At 37.7% G+C, this 2,843-nt stretch carries 2 protein-coding genes; both read right to left on the bottom strand.

Annotated elements, in window-relative coordinates; translation table 11 throughout:
* Nucleotides 1–246: 246 nt before the first annotated feature.
* Nucleotides 247–1,026: a sugar transferase gene (locus K6G87_RS02095; RefSeq protein WP_296833215.1), complete on the bottom strand. Its 780-nt coding sequence runs from the start codon at nt 1,024–1,026 to the stop codon at nt 247–249.
* 37 nt (nt 1,027–1,063) lie between these two features.
* Nucleotides 1,064–2,843, bottom strand: a 1,780-nt coding sequence (locus tag K6G87_RS02090) for an LCP family protein (RefSeq protein ID WP_296833212.1), incomplete at its 5' end; no start/stop codon positions are given.

The raw sequence follows: 2,843 nt of genomic DNA, 5'->3' as shown, positions 1-2,843 counted from the left end.
ATTGGCAAGATACTTTGGTGTGTCAGACAAGTATTTTCTTGACATGCAAAATGATATAGACCTTAGAGAATTAAAATCATCATTGGATAGCGAAATACAACTGATCATCCCTATCCATATGAATTACGAAACAAAATAGTAGTGCAGCACTTTATGTATTCTTCAATCTTGTATATTCAATAAAAAGAGAATGTAGCATCAACTATTTTACCTGATGCTACATTCTCTGTTATTGTTATTATACTTCTATGAATTTTTCTCCAGCACTCCGCTTGTCACAGTAGATATGATGACCTTAAGGTCTGTCATAAGGCTTCTTTCTGTGATATATCTAAGATCAAGTTCTATCCATTCTTCAAATGGCATAGTATTCTTTCTAGGGCTGCTCTGCCAATAACATACAAGTCCTGGTTTTACCATAAGGCGCTGATTTTGATATTCGTCACACTTATCCTGCTCATATACAGGAAGAGGCCTTGGCCCTACTATGCTCATATCACCCTTAATTATATTTAAAAGCTGAGGAAGTTCATCTATACCATGCTTTCTAAGAATCTTTCCTAATTTTGTAACTCTTGGATCATTAGTCATTTTAAAAGCGGGTCCGTCCATCTCATTTTGTGACAGAAGCTTTTCATGAAGTTGCTGAGCATTTTTGACCATTGTACGAAATTTATACATTTTAAATACTTTTCCATTTCGTCCGGTTCTCTCTTGAATAAAGAAAGGTGATCCACCATCTTCTATGCTTATTGCAGCTGTAATAAAAAGTAGTAAAGGAAGAAGAAATATCAAAGCTGCCAAAGAAAGAATTATATCCAAAGATCTTTTTATAATACTATAGGCTCTTTTATCTGTAAGTTTTAGCCCTGCATACCTTCTTGGATATATTATTTCTGCACTTTTTTGCTGCGGCATCTCAACAACTTCAAGACGAGGATATCTGCTTTGTTCCTTAGCCGAAGCTAGAGATGTCCATTCTGATGTAATTGTAAGTTCCGGGCCGCCAAGTATCAGTTCCTTCATAGAGAATCATCCCTTTCAGTCATGGATGCTCCTTACATCATGCATCCACTTCGTCATAGAAGACATCTATGATAAGATCATATAAACTCTCTTCATCATAAATGAATTCTTCAAAACCAGATTCCCCTATGATGCTCTCTCCCTTCATCTGGTATATATTTGCAGAATCGAAGTCGTACCCTGCGGCTTCGTTTCCAAGATACACTGCTTCATTAAGACCTATATCTGTCACCATATAAGGTGATAAGGCATTATAAATTGAAGCAATTGATGTTGGGTCCTCTTTTACTCTTTCCTGAAGAGCTGGTATGAACTCTATCAGGTATTGTAGCTGTCTTTCAAGACGCTCATTAGCACTAAAGTCATCAGTTATATCCCTGTGCTGTGTGTACCAGTATGCATCATCTCCAGACAATCTCACTACATCTCCCTGTTGCAGTGATCTGTATTGTCCATATGATGGAAGATCATACATTACTTCTAGGGTTACCCCTCCAACAGTATCATTTACTGTTGGTATAGCTCCCATATTGACGGATATATATCCTGCTATAGGAAGCTCATGAAATAGACTCTTTACGGTATTAACTGTTCTTTGACAGCTTAGATCAAGTCCGTCTCCAAAGCCGTGCTGCAGGCATATCTGAGCTTCTCCTGTTCCTACATATGTGCCTTCTTCATTATAGACATCTATATCTGTCATGGTATTTCTATTAATGGCAATTATCTTTATGTCCTTATTATCAGGATCAAGTACCAGGAAGAACATAGCATCTGATTGACCTCCACTTAAGCCGTCTTCTGCTTCATGTACTTCTTCCATACTATCAATTCCTAGTACCAGAAACGTCAGGAGATTAGAATTAAATGCATAAGTCTTACCGTCATATCTGATCCATCCGGGTTGCCAGGATGATGCTGATGCAGTAAGTGGAATCTGTCCATCATCCATTGATAGATTCTCATACATAGATGCACTGGACATATCAGGTGCCTGGTCTTTATTGGCCTTATATAGAGATATGCCTCCAGTATAGTCTAGAAGTCTGTATGCACCATATCCTATTCCTGCAAATCCTATTACTACAGCAAGCGATATAAGTACTACATTTCTGATAATTCTAAATACTTTTTTTAATTTAGAATGCTTGTGACTCGTATGCCTATGATGATGCGATTCTGTCTTTACAGAGCCCCTGCTTTTGATCTTGCTTGGATCAAAATTTCCTAAAGCATTTATAAAGTCGCTATCGTCATCTTCTTCAGTCTTTTCTTCAATACGTCTGTCATTACGTATTCTAAATTCTTCTTCCTTTGATGGCTCGATATATTCATCGCCATCTTCTAGATCAAATAGCTTTTTTAGTTCTTCAGTTCTTCGCCTGTCTTCACCTTTCTGACTTTTGATCCTGTTCTCCTGCTGCCTTTCCATCGTGAATTTTCTGATCTCTTCACGGCGCTTCTTTTCAGAGAACTGGTATTTTACTTCCTCTGCCCTGCTTACAAAAGGCTTTGCAAGAGGAGCCTCACCCCTCATCTCTGAGAGCTGCTCTATAGCAGTTTTATAATGAGCCTCTTGCTTGATCACAGGCTTATCTTCATGCACCTTACTATGTATATCTTTACTATTATTTCTATAGCTTAAGCTAAGGTCATCTATAAAGCTGTCATATAGTTGCCTGTTATTAACATATGAACCAGATCTTAATGGCTTCTCTTCGATATTTGTACCAGATATCCATGCATTTATGTCGCTGTTATCAACTTGGGCCTGCCTGGGACTGTCAATGTCTTCATAATCGAAATAATTATTATGA

The organism is Butyrivibrio sp., from assembly GCF_024699075.1.
This window is presented reverse-complemented; position numbering and strand designations above follow the sequence as displayed.

Excerpts from the sequence above, each read along its gene's own strand:
- K6G87_RS02095 (WP_296833215.1), bottom strand. The coding sequence starts at position 1,026 with ATGAAGGAACTGATACTTGGCGGCCCGGAACTTACAATTACATCAGAA.